This is a genomic window from Hyphomonas sp., assembly GCF_017792385.1.
GTDB lineage: Bacteria > Pseudomonadota > Alphaproteobacteria > Caulobacterales > Hyphomonadaceae > Hyphomonas.
In genome coordinates this window covers 2,630,668-2,654,945 of the sequence record NZ_CP051230.1, presented here as the reverse complement: position 1 = coordinate 2,654,945, position 24,278 = coordinate 2,630,668, and the positions used below count along the sequence as shown (strand labels likewise).

The 24,278-nt window shown below is 59.6% G+C and carries 26 protein-coding genes and 1 pseudogene; 14 read left to right on the top strand and 13 right to left on the bottom strand.

Annotated elements, in window-relative coordinates:
• Positions 1-13: 13 nt before the first annotated feature.
• From HF955_RS12915 to HF955_RS12875, 9 genes are all read left to right on the top strand, one after another.
• Positions 14-1,369, top strand: coding sequence for a rhodanese-like domain-containing protein (locus tag HF955_RS12915; RefSeq protein ID WP_034827466.1), 1,356 nt, complete (start codon positions 14-16; stop codon positions 1,367-1,369).
• A 106-nt stretch (positions 1,370-1,475) separates the two neighbouring features.
• Positions 1,476-1,751, top strand: a complete 276-nt coding sequence (locus tag HF955_RS12910; protein WP_034798806.1) for a metal-sensitive transcriptional regulator — start codon at positions 1,476-1,478, stop codon at positions 1,749-1,751.
• Between the two features lie 53 nt (positions 1,752-1,804).
• Entirely contained in the window at positions 1,805-2,224 is a 420-nt protein-coding gene (locus tag HF955_RS12905) for a hypothetical protein (protein ID WP_291075560.1), read from the top strand.
• A 90-nt stretch (positions 2,225-2,314) separates the two neighbouring features.
• Positions 2,315-3,511 carry a TolC family protein gene (locus HF955_RS12900; RefSeq protein ID WP_081815022.1) on the top strand — a complete coding sequence of 399 codons (1,197 nt, stop codon included), beginning with the start codon at positions 2,315-2,317 and terminating at the stop codon, positions 3,509-3,511.
• Positions 3,508-5,370 (top strand): efflux RND transporter periplasmic adaptor subunit, encoded by a 1,863-nt coding sequence (locus HF955_RS12895; RefSeq protein ID WP_034827472.1) that lies wholly within the window; start codon positions 3,508-3,510, stop codon positions 5,368-5,370. Before HF955_RS12900 ends, HF955_RS12895 begins: the two co-directional genes overlap by 4 nt.
• Entirely contained in the window at positions 5,363-8,578 is a 3,216-nt protein-coding gene (locus HF955_RS12890) for an efflux RND transporter permease subunit (RefSeq protein WP_367279737.1), read from the top strand. Before HF955_RS12895 ends, HF955_RS12890 begins: the two co-directional genes overlap by 8 nt.
• A complete protein-coding gene (locus HF955_RS12885) occupies positions 8,575-8,790 on the top strand; it encodes a hypothetical protein (RefSeq protein WP_013301490.1) in 216 nt (71 codons plus the stop codon). Before HF955_RS12890 ends, HF955_RS12885 begins: the two co-directional genes overlap by 4 nt.
• A gap of 94 nt (positions 8,791-8,884) precedes the next feature.
• Positions 8,885-9,385 (top strand): copper-binding protein, encoded by a 501-nt coding sequence (locus tag HF955_RS12880; protein WP_013301491.1) that lies wholly within the window; start codon positions 8,885-8,887, stop codon positions 9,383-9,385.
• Positions 9,366-9,929, top strand: a complete 564-nt coding sequence (locus tag HF955_RS12875) for a copper-binding protein (RefSeq protein ID WP_112063341.1) — start codon at positions 9,366-9,368, stop codon at positions 9,927-9,929. The genes HF955_RS12880 and HF955_RS12875 overlap by 20 nt, the downstream gene beginning before the upstream one ends.
• Positions 9,930-9,999: 70 nt before the next feature.
• Here the strand turns inward: HF955_RS12875 and HF955_RS12870 are convergent, their stop codons facing one another.
• The 5 genes from HF955_RS12870 to HF955_RS12850 all read right to left on the bottom strand — a co-directional run bounded on the left by HF955_RS12870 (position 10,000) and on the right by HF955_RS12850 (position 12,997).
• The gene (locus HF955_RS12870) at positions 10,000-10,320 is read right to left on the bottom strand and encodes a YnfA family protein (protein ID WP_291075554.1); all 321 of its coding nucleotides are present in this window, start codon (positions 10,318-10,320) and stop codon (positions 10,000-10,002) included.
• 78 nt (positions 10,321-10,398) lie between these two features.
• Entirely contained in the window at positions 10,399-11,850 is a 1,452-nt protein-coding gene (gene merA, locus HF955_RS12865; protein WP_084391407.1) for a mercury(II) reductase, read from the bottom strand.
• Positions 11,807-12,109 carry an FAD-dependent oxidoreductase gene (locus HF955_RS12860; protein ID WP_291079308.1) on the bottom strand — a complete coding sequence of 101 codons (303 nt, stop codon included), beginning with the start codon at positions 12,107-12,109 and terminating at the stop codon, positions 11,807-11,809. Before HF955_RS12860 ends, merA begins: the two co-directional genes overlap by 44 nt.
• Positions 12,110-12,284: 175 nt before the next feature.
• Positions 12,285-12,608: a heavy-metal-associated domain-containing protein gene (locus tag HF955_RS12855; RefSeq protein WP_034798642.1), complete on the bottom strand. Its 324-nt coding sequence runs from the start codon at positions 12,606-12,608 to the stop codon at positions 12,285-12,287.
• 14 nt (positions 12,609-12,622) lie between these two features.
• Positions 12,623-12,997, bottom strand: a complete 375-nt coding sequence (locus HF955_RS12850; protein WP_034813607.1) for a mercuric transporter MerT family protein — start codon at positions 12,995-12,997, stop codon at positions 12,623-12,625.
• Positions 12,998-13,077: 80 nt separating this feature from the next.
• On the opposite strand from HF955_RS12850, the gene HF955_RS12845 reads away from it, so the two are divergent.
• Positions 13,078-13,494, top strand: a complete 417-nt coding sequence (locus HF955_RS12845) for a helix-turn-helix domain-containing protein (RefSeq protein WP_034798637.1) — start codon at positions 13,078-13,080, stop codon at positions 13,492-13,494.
• 9 nt (positions 13,495-13,503) lie between these two features.
• Here HF955_RS12845 and HF955_RS18465 read toward each other — a convergent pair.
• The 7 genes and pseudogenes from HF955_RS18465 to HF955_RS12815 form a co-directional block, all read right to left on the bottom strand.
• A pseudogene (locus HF955_RS18465) lies at positions 13,504-13,910 on the bottom strand (cation transporter); the annotation flags it as partial.
• A gap of 72 nt (positions 13,911-13,982) precedes the next feature.
• Complete coding sequence (locus HF955_RS12840) at positions 13,983-14,231, bottom strand: hypothetical protein (RefSeq protein WP_034813609.1); 249 nt, start codon at positions 14,229-14,231, stop codon at positions 13,983-13,985.
• Complete coding sequence (locus tag HF955_RS12835) at positions 14,215-17,328, bottom strand: CusA/CzcA family heavy metal efflux RND transporter (RefSeq protein ID WP_119405127.1); 3,114 nt, start codon at positions 17,326-17,328, stop codon at positions 14,215-14,217. The genes HF955_RS12840 and HF955_RS12835 overlap by 17 nt, the downstream gene beginning before the upstream one ends.
• Before the next feature lie 12 nt (positions 17,329-17,340).
• Complete coding sequence (locus HF955_RS12830; RefSeq protein WP_291075552.1) at positions 17,341-18,645, bottom strand: efflux RND transporter periplasmic adaptor subunit; 1,305 nt, start codon at positions 18,643-18,645, stop codon at positions 17,341-17,343.
• The gene (locus HF955_RS12825) at positions 18,642-19,937 is read right to left on the bottom strand and encodes a TolC family protein (RefSeq protein ID WP_291075550.1); all 1,296 of its coding nucleotides are present in this window, start codon (positions 19,935-19,937) and stop codon (positions 18,642-18,644) included. The genes HF955_RS12830 and HF955_RS12825 overlap by 4 nt, the downstream gene beginning before the upstream one ends.
• A 73-nt stretch (positions 19,938-20,010) precedes the next feature.
• Positions 20,011-20,319 carry a hypothetical protein gene (locus HF955_RS12820; protein WP_034798616.1) on the bottom strand — a complete coding sequence of 103 codons (309 nt, stop codon included), beginning with the start codon at positions 20,317-20,319 and terminating at the stop codon, positions 20,011-20,013.
• A gap of 124 nt (positions 20,320-20,443) precedes the next feature.
• Complete coding sequence (locus HF955_RS12815) at positions 20,444-20,908, bottom strand: helix-turn-helix domain-containing protein (protein WP_367279736.1); 465 nt, start codon at positions 20,906-20,908, stop codon at positions 20,444-20,446.
• 81 nt (positions 20,909-20,989) lie between these two features.
• On the opposite strand from HF955_RS12815, the gene HF955_RS12810 reads away from it, so the two are divergent.
• From HF955_RS12810 to HF955_RS12795, 4 genes are all read left to right on the top strand, one after another.
• A complete protein-coding gene (locus HF955_RS12810; protein WP_084419949.1) occupies positions 20,990-21,451 on the top strand; it encodes a hypothetical protein in 462 nt (153 codons plus the stop codon).
• 1 nt (position 21,452) lies between these two features.
• Positions 21,453-22,052, top strand: coding sequence for a cation transporter (locus HF955_RS12805; RefSeq protein WP_013301506.1), 600 nt, complete (start codon positions 21,453-21,455; stop codon positions 22,050-22,052).
• Between the two features lie 185 nt (positions 22,053-22,237).
• Positions 22,238-23,065, top strand: a complete 828-nt coding sequence (locus HF955_RS12800) for a DUF2285 domain-containing protein (protein WP_084419950.1) — start codon at positions 22,238-22,240, stop codon at positions 23,063-23,065.
• A gap of 52 nt (positions 23,066-23,117) precedes the next feature.
• Positions 23,118-23,942 carry a DUF2285 domain-containing protein gene (locus HF955_RS12795; RefSeq protein ID WP_013301508.1) on the top strand — a complete coding sequence of 275 codons (825 nt, stop codon included), beginning with the start codon at positions 23,118-23,120 and terminating at the stop codon, positions 23,940-23,942.
• Between the two features lie 36 nt (positions 23,943-23,978).
• On the opposite strand, the gene HF955_RS12790 is transcribed toward HF955_RS12795, so the two are convergent.
• Positions 23,979-24,251, bottom strand: a complete 273-nt coding sequence (locus tag HF955_RS12790) for a hypothetical protein (protein ID WP_291075546.1) — start codon at positions 24,249-24,251, stop codon at positions 23,979-23,981.
• Positions 24,252-24,278 lie beyond the last annotated feature (27 nt).

Sequence of the window (24,278 nt, the reverse complement as noted above, 5' to 3'; positions counted from 1 at the left end):
GGAGCGAAACAGAATGAGACTTGAAAAGATCAAGACACAGGGCCTTGCCCACCTTTCCTACTTCCTGAGCGCCGATGGCGAAGCTGCGGTCATCGATCCGCGGCGTGACATCGACATCTATCTGGACCTCGCCCGTGAGGAAGGCTCTGTCATCAAGCACGTCTTCGAAACCCACCGGAACGAGGACCTGCTCTCAGGCGCCCCTGTCCTGAAGGAAGAGACTGGCGCAAAGGTCTGGCACGGGCCGAACCCTGAAAAGCCGATCCAGTATGCAGCCGAGACGCGGGAAGGCGACACGTTCGAGATTGGCGGCGCGCTCCTGAAGGTGCTTGAAACGCCCGGGCACACCGACGACAGCCTGTCCTACGTGCTTTATGACAAGAGCTTTGAGGAAGGCCCGGTTGGCGTGTTCACGGGCGATGCCCTGTTCATTGGCGATGTCGGGCGCACGGACTTCTATCCCGACCGCAAACGCGAAGTCGCCGGCCTGCTCTATGACAGCCTGGAGAAACTGATGAGGCTCGGCGACCAGTGCCTCGTCTATCCCGCGCATGGCGCCGGTTCGGTTTGTGGCTCGGGCATGGCCGACCGGGAGTTTTCCTCCATCGGCCATGAAAAGCTCAACAATCCGAGCCTGCAGATCGATGACCGGGAGGCTTTCATCGACGCCAAGGTAGCCGAGAACCACTACATCCCGCCATACTTCCGGCGCATGGAAGAGGGCAATATGGAAGGCACCGAAGCTGCGCCGCCGGCGCCCCTGCCCGCTTCCCCGGCCAGGTTGCTCGATCCGGGCGATGCGGTCTGCCTCGATGTCCGTGGCATATTCGACTTTGCCGGCGGACACCGCACGGGCTCGCTCTGCATCCCGGATGACATGCTTGCCGCCTTCGCGGGCTGGTTGCTGCCAGGCGACAAACCGGTGCTGCTGGTAGCGCGCGATGACGACCAGGCGGTCGATGCGGCCACCACGCTTCAGCGGATCGGCTTCGACAATGTGAGCGGATTTGTCAGCGGCGCCATGCCCGTGGCGGTCCAGAACGGCCCGCTCGACACACTCGACTTCGTCGATACCGAAACCGTCGCCGCGCGCGTAGACAACCCGCCGGCTGGCTGGACCCTGCTCGATGTCCGGGCCATCGACGAATATGAGAGCGGCCATATCAAGGACAGCAAGCACGCTTATGTCGGCAAGCTGCCTGATGCGGCCAGTGACCTCGACCCGGACAAGCCCGTCACCGTCATGTGCGGAAGCGGCGCCCGGGCCACCATTGCCGCCTCGCAGCTCATGCGGAAGGGGTTCTCCGAGGTCGATGTCTATATCGGCTCGATGAAGGCGTGGACCGCAGCTGGAAATGCCATTGAGTGATGACTGTCAGTCCATCTTGGGCTGAACCTTTCGTTTCTGACGCATGAAGAGACTGGAAATTGCTTCACGAGGTCCCCATATGGATACCCTGTATGGGGTATTTGCCATGAAGACTGAAACCAAAGAGGCCGCGACCCGAAGGCTTGCCCGCATCGAGGGACAAGTGCGCGGCATCACGAAGATGGTGTCCGACGATCGGTATTGTATTGATGTCATTCGTCAGGTGCAGGCTGTGAAGGCCGCGCTTGTCGGCCTCGAGGCCGTTATCCTGGATGACCATATCGCAACGTGTGTGGATCATGCCCTGACCGGAAGCAATGTCGATGACCGGCGTGAAAAGGTCGAGGAACTTGTTGCTGTGCTTGGTGGCCGCAAGAAGTAGCGGCCTCACAGTTTGTTGAAATGAAAGTTTTAATCTTTTCACGTATTTGAACAATGATGCAGTTTGTGACCCGCCTCCTGACACTGTTTGCCGCTGCCTTCATGGCGGCTCAGCCGGTCATGGCGTGTCCATTGATGGTCGGGACCTCCGAAACCGCGCCGACTGAAATGAGCAGCAATCACCCCTGTAATGACATGGCGATGGAAGCCATGGCCGACACCGGGCATACAGATCAGGCATCATCGTCTGATTGCCCCGCGGGATACGACTGTGCACCCATGCTTATCCAGGCGCACAGTGACGCCAATCCAGTTGCACCTGTTGCGAATGTAGACGCAGAATTTGCTGCGGTTCTCGCTAACCCACCAAAGGCATTCCTGCCAGAGCGCGAAACGCTAAAGACCGGGCCTCCACCTCGGCTGGATATCGTCCAGCACACGCCAATATCGCTAAAGCAGCGCTTCCTGAATTGAGAGCGATGACCTGCGGCCGCCACAGCAGCCCGTCGTCATCGCTTCTCACAATTCAGAAGAGCCCGTTTTATCATGCCCCACATTTCAAGAATGCTGCTGGTCGCAGCGTTTGCCGCTGTGCCCCTGGCGGCGGTTGCCAACGCTCAGAGCTTTGCCGAGCTTGAAGCCCGTCTCGAGGCCCATCCAAGCCTCTCCGCTCTCGGTTACGATGCCGAGGCCGACCGGGAGCGTGCTGTCGCCTCAACCGCACTCCCGGACCCCGTCGTATCCCTCGGGATCAACAACTTTCCGATTTTCGATCCCTCATTCGACAGTTACTTGCCGACCAATAAAGCCGTTGGTATCCGGCAACAATTTCCGAGCTTCGCGGGCCGTGAAGCCCGCGCCGGTGAAGCCCGGGCGATGTCAGCACAGACCGAGGCGGTTCGCGATGCCCGTTATGCGGCCTTGCGCGCCGAACTCATCGCTCTTCTCGCTGACAAGACTAGACTGACCAGGCAGAGATCCCTCGCCGAAGCGCGAAACGCCAAATACGACGAGCTTGTCGACATTGTCGAGGCCGAGATCGATGCGGGCCGCCCGGCCGTCTATCGCCTTGCCGAAATTGAAAGCGAACGGGCAGAAGTTTCCCGGACGCTTGTTGATCTTGACCGGCAGGAAGCCGAGACCGATGCGCGCCTGATCGAACTCGTCGGACTGGTCCCTTCGACCGGCCTCCCTCCCCTGACTGAAAGAGACTGGTCCGGCGCAGCGCTTGAGTTCCACACCGTACGCATTGCCGACGCGGCCGTCCGCGTTACCGATTACGGTATCGACGAGGCCCGCGCGGCCTGGAAGCCAGAATGGGGGGCCCAGCTCACCTATCAACAGCGCGATGAAGGCGCGATGTTCGCGGGGGATGACTGGGTCTCCGGTATGGTGACTTTTACGGTTCCGCTCTGGGCCGAAAGGAAGCAGGCACCGAACTTGCGCGCCGCAAAGGCTGAGCGGGCCGGCGCCGAGCAACGCTACCAGGCTGCCGCGCGGAATGCGGCGGCCCAGTATGCGTCCCGGGACGCCATTATACGCGCGGCCGATGCCAGTATCGACGTGCTGCAGGTCAAGATTGCTGCCGTCGAAGACGAAGTCGAGGCCCAGCTGATTGCTTATGAATCCGGTGTTGGCGGTTATGCGCCGATCATCGACGGCGAGATCGCCATTCTCAAACTCCGGGCGGAAATCGAAGCTGAAACGGCCCGCAAGGCCGCTGCGATCGCACGCCTGAATGCCCTCCTGGTGACACAATGAAAAAGACATTCCTGATAATGGGCACCGCATCTGCCGCCCTCTTGCTCGCCGCATGCGGCGCACCGGGCGGATCACCGGGCGGCCAGGGTGAAAAACCGAACGCCTCGAGCGAGACGCAACGATACACCTGCCCCATGCACCCGCACTATATTTCGACCGATCCGGACGGCACCTGCCCGATCTGTGGCATGGACCTGGTGCCTGCCGACAAGACCCAGGAACCGACGAGCTCAACAGGGGAAATCCTGTACTACAAGCATCCCATGGGTAAGCCGGACACCTCGCCTGTTCCGAAAAAGGATTCCATGGGCATGGATTACATCCCGGTTTATGCCGATGACACCGGATCGGGTGTGGCCGTCTCACCGGAAATGATCCAGACCATGGGGATCCGGACATCACCTGCCGAGACCAGGGATTTCAGCCGTGTACTGAGAGCCTTCGGCACGGTCGAGACCAATGAACGGCTCGAAAATGTTACCGTCTCGCGGCTAGAAGGCTGGATTGAGAATCTGGCGGTCAATGCCGAGGGCGACACCGTCCGCCCCGGCAGTCTCCTCTACCGGATCTACAGTCCGGACCTGATCGCCGCGCAGAAAGATTATCTGAACTCGTTCAGGATCGGTAACGAAGCGCGCATCGCGTCGGTTCGCCAGCGCCTGCGCTCCCTTGGCATGCAGAATGCGGCCATCGACCGGCTGACCGAAACCCGCCAGGTCATTGAACGTGTTCCGGTTTACGCAGAAGCCGGCGGCACGGTTGCCGAGCTCCAGGTCCGCAATGGCGACTATGTCAAACCCGGCACGCCTATATTACGCCTGCAATCCTATGCCGATGTCTGGGTCATTGCCTCGGTGCCGGAGAGCGATTTGCCTCTGGTGGAAACAGGCATGCAGGCCGAACTCGATTTTCCGAGCGCGCCCGATGCCCCCGGTAAAGGCCAGGTCGACTATATCTATCCGACAATCGACCCGAAAACCCGTACAGCCGACGTCCGGATCGAAGTGGACAATGTGTCGGGCTATCTTCGCCCGGGCGCCTATGCGGACATAAGGCTGAATATCGGCGGCCGACCGCGTCTTTCGGTTCCAAGTGAAGCCATTCTGCTTGGTAGCGAGGGCGCCCGTGTCGTCATCGCCGAAGGCAATGGCCGCTTCTCCGGACGCGCCGTGCAAACCGGGATTTCGGCCAATGGCCGGACCGAAATCCTGTCGGGTCTGGAAAGTGGCGACATGGTCGTCGCCAGCGGGCAGTTCCTGCTCGATAGCGAAGCCAACCTGAAAGAAGGTCTTGCCAAGCTGGAAGCTCCGGATGCGAGCGCGGCCAGTCCGGAAACACCGCTCTCCGATATTCCGGTGGACAGTAAAGCCCTCGCCGAAATCGATCACTTCACTGACATGGCGCTCTACTTCCACGAGGCCCTGAGAGACGGGTATGACATCGATCCGCTATTCGTGGACCCGGCGCTCGCCCTGGTGCCAGTGCTGCGGGACCGTTACGCGAACACGAAACTGGCACCGGTCATGGATGCTACGCAAACCGCTCTCGCCGCCGCGCAGGACGCCACGGACCGCGAAGACCTTGCCACACAACTCTCAGACCTGGTCGAGGCCTTGAAACCCTGGCTGCTGGAAGGCGCACCTCAGCATTACAGCGAGGCTGGTCTGGTGCTCTACCGGGACACCGCAACGGGCCGGTACTGGCTGCAGGAAGAAGCGAAACCAGCCAATCCGTACAGCGCAGATGGAGCCGAACGGATTGACTGGCCCAACCCGATGGCCGGCATGTCGATGACGACCAATGACGGCGAGACTGGCGCTGACCAGGCCCCTGGGCATTCGGGGGACAGTCATGACTGAACGAAACGACAGAAACCTCGCGGGGCAAGACCCCTCCAAATCATGGGTGGCAAAGCTGATCTCCTGGTCGGTTTCCAACCAGCTCATCGTCCTCATGCTCGCCGCTGCACTGGCTGTGACCGGGTGGATGGCGATCCAGCGCACGCCGCTCGATGCAGTGCCGGACCTGACAGATACCCAGGTCATCATTCGCACCGATTTTCCGGGCCAGAGCCCGCAGATTGTCGAGGACCTCGTCACCTATCCACTATCGACGAACCTTCTCGGTCTGCCGAAGACCAAGGACGTGCGCGGCTCCTCAATGTTCGGCACCAGTTTTGTGTATGTCATATTTGACGATGATGTTGACCTCTACTGGGCCCGCTCGCGCGTGCTCGAAGCCTTGTCCCGGCTGGGGTCTGAACTCCCGGAAGGCGCCGTACCGCAGATAGGACCGGATGCGACCGGCGTTGGCTGGGTCTATCAGTATGCCTTGGTCGACAAAACCGGCAAGACCGATCTCGCCGAGCTGCGTTCACTCCAGGACTGGTTCCTGAAACTCGAACTGGCCGGTGTGGAGGGGGTCTCTGAAGTCGCCTCGGTCGGCGGTTTTGTCAGGGAATACCAGGTTCTCCTCGATCCCAATCGCCTGAGAAGTTACGACCTGTCGATCACCCGTATCCGTGACGCGGTCCGCGCAGCCTCAAGCGAAGTCGGTGGCCGCGTGCTCGAACAGGGCGAAACGGAATATGTCATCCGCTCATCAGGCTATGTCGATGAGAAGCTTGATCTCGAACAGGTCGTGGTCAAGGCAGAGGATGGCACCCCCGTCCAGCTGAGCCATGTCGCCCGGATTGTCGAAGGCCCGGCCCTCCGGCGCGGCATTGTCGAACTCAATGGCGAAGGCGAAACGGTGTCCGGCATCGTGGTGATGCGCGATGGCGAGAATGCGCTGTCGGTGATCGAACGTGTGAAGGAGAAACTTGATAGTCTCCAGCGCGGCCTGCCGGAAGGTGTCGAGATTGTCACTGTGTATGACCGCGCGCCACTCATCGAGGGTTCGGTCGATTATCTGAAAGACAAGCTGATCGAGGAAGGCATCGCGGTTGCGCTCGTCATCCTGATCTTCCTCCTCCATGTAAGGTCGTCTCTGGTTGCCATCATCACCTTGCCGCTCGGAGTGCTCGGCGCGTTCCTGATCATGTCCTGGCAAGGTGTCACAGCGAACATCATGTCACTTGGCGGGATCGCCATCGCGATCGGCGCCATGGTCGACGCCTCGATTGTGCTTGTCGAGAATGCCAGCCGGAAACTGGCGGATCTGGGACCGAAACCCGATCCGAGCGTGCGCCGCCAGGCGCTGGTCGAGTCGGCTCAGGAAGTCGGCCCCGGCATATTCTTTTCACTCCTCATCATCACGGTCTCCTTCCTGCCCGTCTTTGCCCTGACCGGTCAGAGCTTCAGGCTCTTCAGTCCTCTTGCCTATACCAAGACCTATGCGATGGCCTTCGCGGCCATTCTGTCGGTGACACTTGTCCCGGTTCTGATGCTGTACCTGATGCGGGGTCGGTTCCGGCGCGAGGAAGCCAATCCCCTGAACGCCTTCTTCGTCTGGGCCTACAAACCGCTGCTCCATCTAGCCCTGAGGTTCAAATGGATCACGGTCGCCCTAGCGCTCGCGCTGACGGCCACCGTCATCGTGCCGGTCCAGAGGATCGGCTCGGAATTCATGCCGGCCCTTTATGAAGGCGAGCTCCTCTACATGCCGACCACCCTGCCCGGCGTGTCATCCACCAAGATGCGGGAGATTCTTGGCCAGACAAACCGCGTCATCAAGACCGTGCCAGAAGTCGATCGTGTCTTCGGCAAGGCCGGGCGCGCCGATACCGCAACCGATCCAGCACCACTCACCATGATCGAGACCTGGATCAAGCTGAAACCGAAGGAGGATTGGCGGCCAGGTGTGACGGTCGAGGACATCACCGATGAGCTCGATGCCAAGCTGCAAATGCCCGGCCTCGTGAATTCATGGGGCTATCCAATCAAGATTCGCATGGACATGGTTTCAACAGGAGTGCGCACGCCCATTGGCATCAAGGTTACGGGCGATGATCTGACAGAGATTGAGACCATTGCCCGGGACATAGAAGCGGCCATTTCGGACGTACCCGGAACGCGCTCGGCCTTCGCCGACAGGGTCATGGGCGGCAAATATCTCGAGATCACGCCGGACAGGGGCGAACTCGCCCGGCGGAATATCGACATGGCAGCCTTCCAGTCCGTGATCCGAACCGCCCTGGGCGGCATGACACTCTCCCAGTCTGTCGAGGGCCGGGAGCGCTATGACATCATCCTGCGCTATGATCGGCCATTTCGTGAGAGCGCCACAGACCTGGAAGAGATACTCGTGCCCGCCCCGTCCGGCGCCCATATCCCTCTCAGCGAACTGGCGGACATTTCCTATACGGAAGGCCCGCCAATGATCCGATCGGAAAATGCCAGGCTGACTGGCTGGGTTTTCGTCGATATCGCGGACCGGGACATGGGCAGCTATGTTGCAGACGCCGGACAGGTGATAGCCAACGCCGTCGACCTGCCTGCGGGATATGCGGTGGAGTTCTCCGGACAGTATGAACAGATGCAGGAAGCGAATGCGCGGCTGAAGATCGCCATTCCAGCTGCGATTGCACTGATCTTCCTGCTGCTGATGCTACATTTCGGTCGGCTCGACCGGACCCTGATCATCATGGCCAGCCTGCCATTCGGCCTGGTCGGCGGAATGTGGGCCGTCTGGTTGGCAGGCTACAATCTGTCAGTAGCCGTCGCGGTCGGTTTCATCGCCCTGGGCGGCATCGCGGTCGAGACAGCCGTCGTGATGCTGCTCTATATCGACGCGGAAGTCCGCAAGGCGAACCCGTCTGACAGGAGCCAGCTTTTCGCAGCTGTCAGCAAGGGCGCGGCCATGCGCGTCAGGCCGAAGTTGATGACGGTCACGACCATTTTTGCAGGTCTTGCCCCGATCTTCCTGACCGACGGCCTCGGATCGGACGTCATGCGCCGGATTGCCCTGCCCATGCTTGGCGGCATGGCCTCAACCCTCATCCTCTCCCTGATCGTGATCCCGGCCATCTACTACATCCGGGTCGGGCTGCAGATTCCATCAGATTTACCCCGGGCCGAACCGGATAACCGGGCCGGCTCATTCACCCCCGAAGGAGAAAAACCATGACGAGACACCTGTTGAAAATTCCGCTTTTGTTTCCACTGCTTCTGAGTAGCGCCATGCTGCCGGCGGCCGCGCAGGATCGCTCATCAGGCAGAATGATGATCGACGGCGGCATGATGGGTGGCGGCCTGTTCGGCACGGTGTTCATGCTGCTTGCTGTGCTCCTCCTCCTGCTCGGGATCGCTGCCCTCATCAAATATCTGAGGTCGAAATAATAGTCCCGTGTCCATCCACCCTATTCCCCCGTCCCGGCGCGCATCGGGGGCCTCTGTTGAAAGCCGCGCCTGACAATCAAAAAGGAAGAAAACGATGAAAACCCTCGTCAGAAAGACAGCAGTCACAGGCGCAATCCTCGGACTGGCCCTGATTGGTCCGGCGCTCGCCCAGGAGGCCGGCATGAAAATGGACAGCATGAAAGACATGGACATGTCCGGCATGAGCTGCTGCGGCGACATGGCGCCCGGCTTTGGCGTCATTAACGGCGTCGATCTGGATGCCCGAACCGTCAATATTTCACACGATCCGATCAAGAAGATCGGCTGGGGTGAAATGACAATGGACTTCGAGGTCGGCGGAATGGTTGCGCTCGACAAATTCGAGAATGGCGACAACGTCCATTTCATGCTCAAGCAGGACGACAGCGACAATTATGATATCGCCATGATGATGCCGATCGGCGGCGATCCGGATGCTTTCAAACTATCCATGATGTCGATGATGAAAGGCAAAGGCATGATGGACTGCAACATGGGCGGACACGGATCCATGTCCGGCATGTCAGGCAAGGATCATGACGACACCGATCACTAGCCGGTCCTCTGTTTCAAGCAAAAAATTCGTAAATCAGGTTCCGGCCGCGTTCCGCGGCCGGAATGCCTGCGTCTCCCGATTAGTTCACCAGGAAATCCCAATGACTCAAAGAATTCTGATTACCGCCTTCTTGTTAGGTTCCGCTTCCCTGACAGCCTGCAGTGACCCCGAAAGCCGAACGCCGCCAGCATCCGGCCCTGCGGACCAGACCAGGCCTGAACCGTTCGAACAGGCAGATGAAGCTATGCCCGGCGATACTGGACGGGCCACGGGCAGGATCACATCCCTTGATCGCGACGACGGCCGGGTCACCATCGACCATGGCCCTTTCGAAGGCATCGCCATGGGCGCGATGACCATGAGTTTCGCTTTAATGGGCGATCTTGAGCTGACTGACCTCTCTGAAGGCGATGACGTGATCTTCCAGGTCAAACGGGGCCGGGACGGTTCTCATCGCATCATGGAAATTTGCAGCATTCCCGCGAATGGCCGCGACTGCCCGGACCAAGAAACAGTCTATCCGCACAACCCTCCAGATCAGTAAGGCGGCATACTCCGGCACTGTCCCCGATCGAGCTAAAGGGAAGACGATAAAGACCCGTTTCGCCATAGTGTCAAACTGGCATGCGCGGACCAAAAAGAATAACCGCAGCCCCGATCAGACAGGTTACAACCCCTATCAGATCCCAGCGGTCGGGACGAATCCCCTCAATGGTCCATAGCCAGATGAGCGAGGAAGTTATGTAAACCCCACCATAGGCGGCATAGGCGCGCCCGGCTGCAGACGCTTCCACCAGTGTCAGCAGCCAAGCGAATACAACAAGGGATATCATCCCCGGAACCAGCCAGAAAGCGGACTTTCCAAGCCGCAGCCAGGCCCAGAATGCAAAACAACCGGCAATTTCGGCGGTTGCCGCGCCAGCATAGATCAACAACGTCGCGCGAATATCCGTGGCTGGGACGTTTCCTGATCTGGCTGGACTGGCGAGGCCCCGTTGCGGTTAAAATTGGTTTCAGCCTGCGCAGCATGAAAGCTTCGCCACGTCCTTGTCGAACGTCTGTGCCGCCAATTTTAACCCTTCAACAGTTGTCAGGTATGGAAAAATTGTCTCGCCAAGCGCCTTGCTCGTCATGCCGAACTTCAACGCCATAGCCAGCGTCTGAATCGCATCAGACCCTTCGGGCGCCGCGATCTGTCCGCCCAGGAGGCGGTCGGTCTTCGCATCCGCGACCAGCTTGATGACGCCGCGGGTATCGCGGGCGGCGGCGGCGCGTGCCACGTGGTCCAGCGTCAGCACGCTGGCCTTGACGTCATGACCGGCTGCCTTCGCCTGCACCTCGGAAAGGCCGACGCCGGCGACCTGCGGATCGGTGAACACGACCCAGGGCATGGCCCCATTGTCATAGCGCAAATCCTGAAGCCCGAGCGCATTGTTGGCCGCCACCTTGGCCCCATAAGCGGCCATGTAGACGAACTGGTCGCGATCGGTGACATCACCCGCTGCCCAGACGCCAGGCCGCGTTGTGGCCATGTCGGCTCCGACCTTGATCGATCCACGCGCATCGGTCTCGATGCCGAACTCGCGCAAGCCGAGGTCTTCGGAATTGGCCACCCGGCCTGTGGTGGCCACAAGCCGCTGAGCGGAGAGGGTCACAGGCTTTCCACCCCGTTCGATTGTCAGCGTGACGCCGCCGTCACTCCGTCTCACCGATCGGTAGGACAGGCCGGTCTCGACCGCGACCCCCTCAGCCTTCAACGCGTCGGTCAACGCCTTGGCCACTTCCGGTTCCACGCCGGGCAGAAGGCGCGAACGCGTGACCAGTGTAACCTTGACGCCCAGCCGCGACGCCATCTGCGCCAGTTCACAGCCAATATAGCCGCCGCCCAGTACCAGGATGCTTTCGGGCTGATCGGGCAGGCTGAGAAGGTCCCAGGAATCCAGCGCCTCCACGGTCTCGATCCCGTCAATTTCCGGCAAGAAAGGGCGCGAGCCGGTGGCGATCAGAACCTTCGGTGCAGCGATGATCCGCCCGCCGACCTCAATCCCACCTTCGATCAGGCGTGCGGCACCTTCCTCGATATAGGTGACATTCTCATAGGAAGGCAGCAGGTCGATGTATTTTTTCTGGCGCATCTCGTCGACCAGATCGGCCGTGCCCTTGACGACCGCCGACCAGTCCACGCTCTGCGCACAGGGCTCAATGCCCGGAAACCGTGCCGCCGCTGTACCAGCATGCACCGCTTCACCGGCCCGTATCATCGCCTTGGACGGCACGCAGCCGACATTGACGCAGGTGCCGCCGATGGTGCCATGCCCAACCATGGCCACGCGCCTGCCGGCCTCGGCCGCGCTAATCGAAGCCGAAAACCCGGCCGAGCCAGCACCTATGACGATGAGGTCATAGCTGTCGTCGCCGTTTTTATTGACGGAGCAGCAATCGCCTGTCTTTACGGTTTGATTCATTATTTCTTCCTTGGCTTGTGACCAGGCATGGCGACGCGGCCTCGATCAAGTATTCAAAATCACACCATCGACCCGATGTCGGAGGCGTGGCCGGGATCAGGTTGAGGCCGCTGTCGCCGCATTCGCCTGCGGCGAAGACCGCGGGATCGCTCGTACGCATCGATGTGTTCACCTGGATGCCCCGCCGAGTGCACTCGGCGCAGGCAACTTCAAGGTTCAGCCTGTCCATTTTTGGTACCCGGCCGGGGCTGAGGCACATGCTCATTGATGCAAAACAAGAAGGTGTCGCAATGACGGTACCGGCCAGACCCGTTATCAGCAGTTTTCGGTCAGTCCATTTTGACATCAAAGTGAAAGCCTTGTGTGAAAATCTGACGATGTATGCGAACATCGACTGGCAGGTGCCTCATCAGGATATTCCAGATGCTGCGTGTTCAACCGTCCGTAACGCTTGCCGGGTATCCTACATCGGTTGAAGCCGCAGCGATCAGCTCAGGCGTTGTCGCCGCCGTATCGTAAACCACTTCTGCGGTCCTGGCCGCATAATCGATATCGACAGATTTAACGCCCTCGACACGCATCATCGCTTTCCTGACAGCAATCGGACATGTCGCGCAGGTCATGTTTCCGATCGTAAAACGGGCTGTCGCCTGTTCGACCTCCACCGAGGCATCCGGAGCATTCTGCGCGCCGGCGACTGCGAGCCCCCCCGCGAGTGCCAGACCTGCCAGTCCGGCGATCATCCATGTGCGTTTCATACTTGTCTCCCTGGCTAGTAAAATAACGGTGCCCATACATCGATGGTCAAGGCCGCCAGCACGACAAGCGCGCCGCTCCACAGGGCGACCTGCTTGACGACGGACGACTGTAAACGGGCGCAATAGCTACCATCCTCGCAGACACTGGTTTTTCGAAAATAGACATCCCAGAACCCAGCCGCGAGAAATCCGATCGCGACCAGAAGAAAAAGGGGCTTGTAGGGTTCCAGCGCCGTCAACTGGCCAATCCACGCTCCGGAAACACCGAGACTGATCAGCACAAGCGGCACGATGCAGCAGGATGATGCAAGGAATGCCCCCAGCATGCCACCGGCAACAAGCCACCTTGAGCGACGCTCATTTGCTGGGCTGTTTTCCGTACCTGCCATGACCAGCTGTTCCCATTGCTTTATTGATCATGATCACGTTACGCTCTGTAGTTGGTACAGACACAAGCGGGTATTTCATCATGGCCATCACATCGCCGCGAGCAGCACTCAAACGGGCTGAACTGGCCGGGCGGCTCGGCTGCAATCTTGAAACGATCCGCTATTATGAAAAGATCGAATTGCTGCCCGAACCAGCCCGCACGGCAAGTGGCCACCGGCTGTATTCGAATGAAGATCAGGTACGACTGCGTTTCATATTGCGAGCCCGCAGCCTCGGCTTCTCCGTGGAAGATGTACGCTCGCTACTTGGCATCAATGATGGCAGGCCGAGCTGCGCGGAGGTCAGGGCGCTGGCAGAAGCACATCGGGGCGATATCCGTAAACGCATCGCCGATCTGAAGCAGATGGATCGACGGCTCGGCGAGATCATGGCTGGTTGCACCGGCGCTGAAACACCCGATTGCGCACTCACCGACAAACTGTTCGAAGATAGCTGACAAAAGGGGCTCCTGCATCTGCCGGAGATGCAAATGATGGACATCCACGACACCATCACCGCTCCGCATCGCCTCAATGACGGTACCGATGTCAATGTCCGGCGGACTGCCTAGCCACAACATGTGGATCGGCCCGCCGATTTCGCGGAACGACAGGCAGAGAATGTTACCGCGATACCGATCGTCACGAACGGATCGAACAGTATTCAGTCATAGATGAGGATGAGCGCGTCGCCCGCAACCACGGCTACAGATGCGAGTGCGTCGGACAGATTGTGAAGGAGGAGCGCCCGGATATTCACGCTCCCATTCTGCACCGAATAGATCAGGAGGGCTGTAAGCTCTGCAATGACCAGCGCAACACCGCCAAGAATAACGATCGTCCAGCCACCAACGGCGGGCGGATCAGTGATCCGTATGACAGTCTTATTGACCAGATGGCAATGGAGACCCGACGATCATCGCTCGCGGGATCAAGATCGTCATGATCATGTGCGTGGCTCAGGATCGGCCTCCTCTTCCAGCACCTTGCGCTTGCACTCGAGATACGCGCGTCGCCGCGCGTGTACCGCGTTTTTTACGCGGCTCTTTGGTGGTATCAGGCCGCATTCCTCCTGCACCTTGGCCGCCTGCTCACTTGAAAGGGCCCCCATCACGTTGTCGAGACTCTCGCAGCCGGCCAGGGCTGCGAGAGAAACGGACATGACCGCGAAGCGAAGTTCACGATGGATGAACATGCTCGGCCTCCAACAAGGAATGGTGCGCGTCGGGCTTTGGTGCGAACCAGCGGTGAAGGGCGGGTAGCACCAGCAAAGTTAGCACGGTCGAGGAGACCAGCCCGCCCATGACCACCGTGGCCAGTGGCCGCTGCACTTCAGCACCGACACCACTTGCGAAGAGCAGCGGCGCAAGGCCGAGCGCCGTCGTAAGGGCGGTCATCAGCACAGGACGTGCCCGCAAGCCTGCCGCCTCGACGGCAAGTTCATCGCGACCACGGCCCTCCCTGGCAAAATCATCCATGAAACTGACCAGCACCATGCCATTGCCGAGCGCGATACCGAACAGGGCAATAAAGCCGACCGTCGCAGGCACCGAGATCGGCAGGCCTGCAATCCAGAGCGCCATCGCCCCGCCGGTCAGCGCCAGCGGAATGTTGAGCAGGATCAGGATGGCCGATTTCATGCGCCCGAACGTCAATAGCAGGATCAGGAATACGATACCGAGCGTGATCGGGATCACGACCGCGAACCGCGCATTCGCTTCCTGCTGGAGTTCGAACTGTCCGCCCCATTCGACGCGATAACCAGCCGGCAGGTCGAGCTGGCTGGCGACCGATTGCTGCGCATCAGCGACATAGCTGCCAATATCGCGTCCTCTCACATTGAGCTGAACGGTGATGAATCGCTCACCATTCTCGCGCGTGATCTGACGTGGACCGACAATCTCCCTGATGTTTGCCACGCTTTCGAGTGGAACCCGTGCGCCGCTGGACGATTCCAGAATAATCCGTCCGATGGCCGCGGGCGTGTTGCGGTCCTCTTCGGCATAGCGCACGATGACGGGAAACTGGCGCACTCCCTCAAAAACGGCACCAGCCTCTGCCCCGCCGACGCCGGAACGCAAGGCATCGAGCGCCTCCTCCACGCTCAGTCCATACCGGCCGAGCGCAGGACGGTTGAGCGAGACCACAAGCTGCGGCGCGCCGGTGATCTGATCGGCCTGGACGTCGGTCGCCCCAGGAATTTCCTGAAGAATGGACTGCAAGTCCTGCGAGCCTTCGAGCAGGACCTCCGTATCCGGACCGAAGATCTTGACCGCCAGCTGCGCCTTTGTGCCGGTCAGGAGCTCATCAACCGACATGGCGATTGGCTGGCCGACATTAACCCTGACGCCTGGAAAGCCGCCGAGATTCTCGGAGATCGACGCCCGGAGTTCATCCGGGCTGATGCCATTGCGCCATTCGCTTCGGGGTTTGAGCGCCACGAAGGCCTCGATACTGTTCACCGGGTCGGCATGCGCGCCGACTTCCCCACGGCCGATCCGGCTGACAATGGAACTGATCTCGGGGAAGGCTTCAAGCAGTCTTGTCTCGATGCGGGTCGACGTTTCCTTTGCTTCGGTTAGCGAGATGGACGGCGCCATCGTCACACGCAACAGGACATCGCCTTCCTCCAGCGCAGGCGTGAACTCCGAGCCAAGGCGTGTCGCTGAGAGGCCCCCAACCAGAAGCAGGACGCCTGCTAGCCCGACCGCCGCGAGACGTCGCCGGACGAAGAAGGCCGCAAGCGGCTTGATCAGCGAAACAAGCCGGCTGTCGCTCTCCTGGCTATTGCTCTTGGGCGGACGCATGAGGCCGAGCGCCATCGCCGGAGCGATGAGCGCGGCATAGATCAGCGACCCTGTCATGGCGAGCGCGGCAGAAGCGGCGAGCGGCCGAAACGTCTTGCCTTCAGTGCCCTGTAGCGAAAAGAGCGGCAGGAAGACAATGATCACCACGAGGACGGCAGCAATCAGCGGCGCGATCACTTCGGCGCTCGCTCGCGCGACCGTCGTGCGGCTATCTTCACCCTCGCGTCGTTCGCGCAAGCCGCGATCCACGTTCTCGGCGATGACGATGGCGCCGTCGACCATCATCCCGATGGCGATCGCCACCCCGCCCAGCGTCATCAGATTGGCCCCGATGCCGAGGAATTTCATCGCGATGAAGGCAAAGCCGACCGAGAAGGGTATGGCCATGACAACCACGAGGCTTGGACGCCAGCCGCCGAGGAACAGGAAGACGATGACGGCGACCAGGAGCGCGCCCTGCCAGAGCGCGGTCGTCACGGTCGCAGCCGCCTTTTTCACCAGCGTGCCCTGATCATAATACGGAACGGCTTTGACGCCATCCGGAAGCGACTGGTTGATCTCGTCGAAGCGCGCTTGCGCGTTCTCGATCACCTCAGACGTGTTTGTGCCATAAAGTTTCAGGACGAGACCGGCGACGGTCTCCCCTTCGCCATTGGCAGTTGCGAGCCCCTGCCGGACGCCGCCGCCGATGGCGACTTCACCGAGGTCGTTGACGCGGACGGTTCGTCCATCCACGGTCTTGACCGGCGTTTCACGCAGATCATCGAGAGATCGAGCGAGCCCGACCCCGCGCACCGTGTACTGTTCGGCGCCAATTTCGATGAATTGCGCGCCGGCCGTCCGATTGGCGCTCTCCAGGGCGGCAATCACCTCGCCGACGCTGAGGTCATAGGATGTCAGCTGATCGGGATCGAGGCGGACCTGGTACTGCTTCTCGAAACCCCCTAGTGACAGAACCTCCGTCACCCCTTCAACCGACTGGAGCGGATACTTGATCATCCAGTCGGCAATCTCGCGCAGCTCAACCAGCGACCGCTCGCCGGTCTCATCGACGAGCCGATAGTACATGATGATACCAAGGCCGGTCGAAATCGGCCCCATCTTGGGTGTGCCGAAACCGTCGGGAATGGCGTCGGCGGCCTCGCCGAGGCGCTCACCGACGACCTGGCGGGCAAAATAGACGTCCGTGCCGTCCTCGAAATAGATATTGATGACAGACAGGCCAAAATTGGATGTCGAGCGGATCTCGTCGACCTTGGGGAGGCCGGACATGGCCGTCTCGATCGGATAGGTGACATAGCGTTCGACCTCTTCGGGCGACAGGCCTTCAGTTTCGGTGAAGACTTGGACCAGAGAAGGTGAGGGATCGGGAAAAGCGTCGACAGGCAGGCTGCGAAAGGCAAACAGCCCCCCGATCGACAGGGCGAGTGCGGCAATGGCGGCAAGCAGCCGTCCACCCGCAAGGCGGTGCATCAGATTGATCATTTTGCGGGTCTCCTAGTGTGCGTGGCCGTCGCCGAATGCGTCTTTTTCAAGCTGCGCTTTCAGGGTGAAGGCGCCTTCGGCAACGAATGCTTCGTCGGCCTCGAGCCCGGAAATGATCTCGGTATAGCCCCTCGCGCTGTCCCCTGTGCGGACCTCGCGCGGTTCGAACCCGTCATCGGTCGGGACGAAGACCGAAATCCTGTCCTCGACGCTGACGATCGCATCGGAGGGAACGCGCACGACGGGGCGCCCCTCTCCCGTGTCGATCCGCGCCGTTACGAACTGACCGGGCTTCAGCCTGTGTTCGGCATTGTCGACAATGACCCGCGCGGTCGCAGTGCGGGATGCCTCATTGATGACAGGCAGGACATTTGAAATTGTCCCCTCGGCCAGGACGCGGCCACCCTCCTGCTGGAATGTCACGGTCTGGCCTTCGCTGACCTTGCCGAGATCTTCCTTGTAGACGGCGATGTCGGCCCAGACGACGCTATCATCGATGATGACAAAGATGGGCGCGCCGCCAGCCGATACGGTTTCTCCAAGAGAAACGCTCCGCTGAATCACCTCTCCGGCAAGGGGAGCCGTCACATAGGCTTGTGCAAGTGACCCATCCGCAGCTTCATTAAGCTTGTCCAGTGTGCCATGACCAATGCCGATCGCATGAAGCCTGTTTTCAGCAGCTTCCCGGCCGGCATTAGCTGCAGCGAATGCCGCACGCGCCGACTGCAGATCAGCCTCGGCGGTGATTTTCTGCTCCCAGAGGTTTTCCTCACGCTCAAGCTCGGCTTGCGCGAGGCGCTCGGCGCTCAGGGCATTCAGATAATCGGCCTTTAGGCCGGCGAGTTCACGACTGGTCAGCCGGGCAAGCGTGGCGCCGGCTTTCACGATATCGCCTTCGCCTGCATAAAGTTGGGCAACGGTGCCCTCGACCTGTGGCGAGACCCTTGCGACACGGTCCGCATCGAAACGGATCTCGGCCGGCAGTTCCAGCTGGCCCGAAACCGCTCCGGTCTGGGCTCGCCCGGTCCGGATACCGGCAGCTTCCGCCTCCTCGGCGGTCAGCTCGACATGATCGCCGCCTTCACCTTCGTGTTCGGTATGACCGCCTCCTTCTTCATGTCCCTCATGATCGTCGCCATCGGCCTCATCATGGCTTTCATGCTCCTCATCACTACCGTCTTCGTGGTCGTCATGGCCATCTTCGGCTTGTGGGGGCGTCCGGTTTGCACCAGACGAATCGGAGGCGTCACTGCCGCAAGCACCAAGATACAAAAGCGCTGGCGAAAGCAGCGCCGCATAGAATAAATTCAGTTTCATTGGATCTCTCCTTCGAACGGCGCGGCGCCAATCAGCGCACGCAACCGCAGCGTGTATGTCTGGAGCGCCAGCCGGGCTTCGATTACGGCGGCGCGGGTTTTAATCAGACTGCGCCGCGCATCGAGCGTGGCGGTCAGGTCGAACTTGCCAACCCGGTAGCCCTCTGCCGCAGCTGTATAGGCTTCTTCTGCGAGCGGCAGCGCTTCGCCCTCGAGACGCTGCAAGCGAGACTTCGCAGCCCGCACCTGCGCGGCGAGGCTCGCTTGCTCGGCCCGCAACCTTGCCTCAACAGTCTGTGCTGATAGCTCGGCACTCTGGGTACGTAATCCCGCCGCCCGCGTTGCGTCCTGATTGCGGTCAAAGACCGGCAAAGGAACACTGACACCCGCCAGAAACGCGCTATCGCCCGTGTCCTCAAATCTTCGGACACCAGCCGATACGGTTATATCAGGCCATGCGCCGGCGCGGGCCCGGTCCGTCGCCGCGCTACGAGCCGTCGCTCCGGCCTTAGCCGCCGCAAGTGACGGATGAACGCCAGAATCTGGTTGAGCCGACCCACCCGCCGGATCTGTTACGATTTCCGCAGTGCCAGACAAGACAAAGTCGATCTCTGAACTACCCCAAACGGACGCAAGCGCTAGCCCTTTGGCTTCGACCTGGCCCCGCGCACCATCCGCAACCGCCTGAAGCGCTGCTGCTTCAGCCCGCGCGCGCAGCAACTCAGGCGGAGCCGACGCTCCAGCGTCCACGCGGCGCTGGACGACGCCGGAGAACTCGGATGCGAGATCGGCTGAGGCCTGAGCGACCTCGGCCATGTCGTAAGCGGCACGAAGTTCCAGATAGAGTTCCCCTGCGAGTTTCTGAGCTTCTAGGCTTCGTACAGAACATTCGGCACTCGCCAATGCGGCTTCAGCTCTGGCGGCCCGCTCGGAAAGTCTTCGTTTATCGCCAAGCTGTAAGGTCTGCGCCACTACCAGGGTCGTCTCGTAGGCATTGAAGCCTTCAAGCGATCCGCTGCCGGCAAAGTTCTCGGTTTCGACAGACAGAGATGGATTAAGCCAACGGCTCGCCTGCTCGGCGTCGGCCGATGAAGCTTTCGCCTCGAGAGCCGCCGTCAGAACTTCAGGCGAAGCATTGGCGGCGCGAGCAATAGCCGCGTCGAGCGTCAGTGGTCGGGATTGATCATAGTCAGTCGCGCCGACATAGACAGAACTACACCCTTGCGCATTGGCCGTACCGGCCATGACCGGCAGGGCGAGCGCGGTGATCGCGCTGCATATAAGAATTTTCATTTTTGCTGGTTTCCTCGTCCAGATTCAACGACAGCGAGGCCGTAGCCACGCAAAATATTCCTGTGTCGTTGGTCTAGGCGCGAGGAGGACGGTAAAGACCGTCTGGGCGGAGGTTCTCGAGAAAAGAACCGCCAGGCAACAAATGTTTTGTCTGCACGACAGACTTCGGAGCGCCGCTTAGATCGCCGCCGCCTATCAGATGGAAATGACAGCTTCCGCACTGATGCGCGGTATGGTCATGACCTTCATGCGATGGCTCCTTATCAGGGGCATCTTGGGCCAGCTCACTCGTAGAACATTCCTCTGCGGCCTGATTGCCCGGATGCATGATATCCGCCGCAGCCGTCATCGGCGCAATAACAAAAGCTATCGCCATCACCATGACGAGCAACCTTCGTAAACACGTTATGACTTGGAACGAAAACATGATTGCTGGGCTAGCTACTTTCTTTTACGATCGGGTAAACAGGCTCACTCTCTTTTTAGCACCTCCAGTCACTGGAGGGTCAAGCGCCTCTTGACGGAAGCGCTGCAAGCACCTCGGCGCCATCATGCTGTTCGTGCAAGCAATTCTCGTGCTGGCCAAGGGCAGCGAGCACAGAGCAGGATCCGATCTTGCCGCCTTCGCAAGCGCGGATCATGCGCTTGAGCTCGGCCTCGAGCGCCTCCAATTGGGTCAGCCTGCGGCGAACCTCGTCAAGCTGGCGACGTGCAATCTGGTCAACCAGGACGCACTCCCTGCCTGGCTCTACCTGCAGCGAAATCAGTTCCCTTACCGCTGAGACGGGAAACCCCAGATCCCTTGCATGACGTATAAAACGGAGACGCTCTACAGAGTCCCCTGCGTACAACCGCTGTCCGCTTGCGCTGCGTTGCGGCTCGTCGAGCAGGCCAATGGATTCATAATAGCGGATTGTCGTGACTTTTACGGACGTCGCCCCTGACAGTTTTCCGATCGTCATCAAGGCCATGATAGCGCCCCTTGCCCCTCTAGTTACTGTAGACTGCAGGAAATAACCCTGACGGCTGAAAACACAAGCGCAGGAGGCAACATGAGTGGCGATACGACAATCCAGATACTCGGCATTGCCACAGGTGGCGCAGTTGCTGTGATTCCTATTTGGTCTGCAGCCTTCCCCGCGCAGAGAATTTGGCTCCCGCAGCGTTATTCGCGTTTTGTGGCACCAATCATCTGGATGGGTACGATCACGAGTTTCGGAGCGGCGCTGTCGATTGGGGCTTCAGGTAGGGGAACCGCTCCCGTACCCTGCTGGGCGATATTCGGCCTCGGGTTTGCCCCTCTCATCATCGCGAATATGGTGGTTTGGCGCGCAGATTTCCGGTTCGGTTTCGACGAGACACCAGGAGCCAAGGGCACACTTGCCACCTCAGGGCCCTACCGCTACTCCAGCTATCCTCAATACGCTCGCAATACCAAGCTTTCTAACGGAGACGCTTCGATAAAATTCTTACGGTGCATCTCCCCTCACAGACAACGCATGGTAAAATCATAGGATGGGTAGCGAAGACTTGAAAATCGAGACGTCAGACGAGCGCCGAACTCTTCAAATCGTACTATGGCTAAACATACTCATAGCCATTGGCTTTTTTGTCACAGGCTGGTTCGGCGACTCCAATGCCCTCCTGGCGAACGGGCTGGATAATTCCTCGGACGCGATTGTGTATGGCTTGAGCCTGCTTGCACTTACACGTTCGCAGATCTGGAAACGCAACGCCGCTCGACTGTCAGGTGGAATGCTTCTTGTATTTGCCGTCGGCGTCGCCGGCGACGCAATCCGTCGATACTTTGAAGGATCTGAACCCCTCGGTCTCATCATGCTGGCAATGGCCGCGATTGCAGGTGTTGTAAATCTGATCTGTCTCTGGCTTTTGAAAAAAATAGAAAAGAAGGATGTAAACCTGCGAGCCGCTACAACATTTAGTTTCAATGACTTCATCTCGAATGGGGGGATCATTCTCGCGGGCGTAATCGTACTGTGGACTGGGTCCAACTGGCCAGATCTGCTTGTCGGATTGGGAGTCGCGGCGATTGCGGTATATGGTGGAATCGATATTCTGCGCGATGCGCATGCTGATAAGCATCAGTCAGGATGATGCCCCAAACCCGGAATGAAACAAGTGCGTAAAATTCTCAAAATGGTGCGCGCGCAGCGTCACTGGGCCTCGCATGATGGGTTCCCAAGCGTTACCGTAACAAATATTTACTCGATCAACTTTCTATTCCGGCATTGAATTTGCTTTCCCTGTTGAGTTGAATATCTCTTGGGAAACGAGGACAAATGTCCCGGCTGGCAGATCATATAAGTGCTTATGACTACACATGGTTGTTGTCAGACAGCAGATGGGCCTGGGAGTTCCTGCGCCGAAACCGCCGGTTTCTTGAGGACTCGTCGCTTCCTTCCGCGAGTGAGCTTAGTTTCGCTCCCGCCTGCCATCAGATCACCCTCGTGCGCCCTAGAGCCCCTCAGGCGCTTGCTGAGCGATGGGGGCTCGCCTTCTTCCCGGATCCAGAGGATAGCGGCCTTGAAGCCGACGCGTTCTGGTCGGGAGGTCTCTATCCGAGGCGGGTTCACATGCAAGTTTCTCCGAGTGGTCCTAATGAATCCTGTGAATTCTATGATCGCACTGTTGGCATCTGCAGGATAACGCACTTCACCGACCTCGCCGGCCGCGAACAATTTCTTCTCAAGGGAAATGGCTGCGTCATTCAGGTATTCTGCACGGGCATGTCACTTCTGGCCCGCGAACCTGTCAAGCTCAGCTTCATCATCGACAGTCTCGACGAATTCCAGGCCAAGCTGAAAACGCTCCAGCGCGCCCAGCGTGTCTATGACCCGCAAGCAGAGGCGGATATCCCGGAATGGACTCGCCATTCCTTGGCCCTTCGCAATGCACTGGTCGCACTCGATTGTCATGATGCCAAACTCTCATATTTTGAGACGGCGGGGTTCATATATGGCGAAGAACGGGCCCGCGAAGCCTGGGACAGCCCAAGCCGAGCGATGAAAGACGAGATGAGACGTGCCCTTGCCCGCGGCCGGGACCTGCGGGACGGCGGTTATGCAACGCTTCTCGGACCCGTCGAAAACGCGCTTCTTTTAGCCTGAAGTAGAATTTTGGCACCTCTTTTGCAGCACCCGCTTGTGAAGGAGGCACCTGATGAGTCCCGCCGACACACCCTCGGTCCGTATTGATCTGGATGACTACGCCTATACTTGCCGACTCTCCAGAAGTCGCTGGGCTTGGGAATTTCTTCGGCGAAATAGCGAATTCAGGCAAGCCGCCCTGCGGGCTGGCGACTCACAGATATCTGAAAAGCCAGCCTGTCATGGCATCCGGCTGCTCCGGCCGCTATGCGACCAGATCGACGCTGAGAAATTCGGCTTGGTTTTCTTTCCCGACATAGACGCGAATGGCTACGAGGCCGACGTCTTCTGGATCCCTGCCCTCTATGCTCGCGCCCTGACCATGCAGGTCGTACCGCGTCATCCGAGCGAGCGCGACGATATTTTCGATCAGACGATCAATGTGTGTGAAGTCACCCACCTCACAGATCGCGTCGGCCGGGAATACCTGATGATCCGTGGGCACGGCCACAGCATCCAGGTCGCTTGTTCTGGTCTGTCACTACTCAGCGTCGAACCCGTCCGCATGAAACTGATCATCGATAATGTGTCGAGCATGGACGAAACACTTAAAGTCATCGGCAAGGCTCAGCGTATTCTTGGCAAGGACGATTCGAGTTTCAACGACACCTGGACACGCTCATCGCTTGCGTTTCGCAATGCGCTCATTGCGCTCGATGCGTATGAGACCGGTCTAACTTATTTTGAAACCGCTGCCATCATCTATGGCGAGGATCGCGCCACCGAAGCCTGGCAGAGCCCCAGCCGGGCCATGAAAGACGAAATGCGCCGCGCCCTCGTGCGAGGACGTGAACTCCGGGATGGCGGATACAGGGACCTCCTGACTGCACAGACCTGAGCAGATCCAATTTGGCATCAGACCTTGATCCGGCGATCACCCCTCGCTGACGCGAGGGGGCTGTTTCGCGGGCGGCACGCCGCCAGCGGCCCGGCTCGTCTCCGGACCTCTGGCCTGCCCTTCCGGGCAGCCCAGCGGCATGCGGGTGTCTCGCCGGTGATCGCGCCAGCCTGCGCTTCCCACTGCAAGCAGAGGGGTCACAGGCTGCGTGGCCTTTGAAAGCGGACCTATGACGTTTTCGATGATCGTCTGACGGTGAAAGCTGAAGCGCATTGCAGCCTGGTCCGCATCGGTCTTCCTGGCGTCCATGACAATCTCCCTCTCAGACGGAGGTGG